1 rRNA gene is annotated in these 316 nt (G+C 51.3%); it reads right to left on the bottom strand.

The annotated features are described in order from the left end of the window. Positions 1-307: ribosomal RNA gene (locus ACSQ8O_RS36750) — 23S ribosomal RNA — on the bottom strand; the annotation flags it as partial. Between the last annotated feature and the right edge of the window lie 9 nt (positions 308-316).

Below are 316 nucleotides of genomic sequence, written 5' to 3'. Positions count from 1 at the left end.
GGTCCTACAACCCCAAGGAGCAAGCTCCTTGGTTTGGGCTATTCCGCTTTCGCTCGCCGCTACTGACGGAATCACTTTTGTTTTCTTTTCCTCCAGGTACTTAGATGTTTCAGTTCCCTGGGTCTGCCTCTACTAAAGCTATGTATTCACTTTAGAGTAACTGCGCATTACCACAGCTGGGTTCCCCCATTCGGACATCCCCGGATCAAAGCCTGCTTACGGCTCCCCGAGGCATTTCGTCGTTCGCCACGTCCTTCTTCGGCTCCTAGTGCCTAGGCATCCTCCGTGTGCTCTTTCTAGCTTAACCTAGAAAAAA

Origin of the sequence: Paenibacillus sp. LjRoot56 (assembly GCF_964253335.1) — a bacterium.
Taxonomy (GTDB): Bacteria; Bacillota; Bacilli; order Paenibacillales; family NBRC-103111; genus Paenibacillus_E; species Paenibacillus_E allorhizoplanae.
The sequence above is the reverse complement of the archived record's forward strand: the minus strand, read 5'-3'. Positions and strand labels throughout refer to the sequence as shown.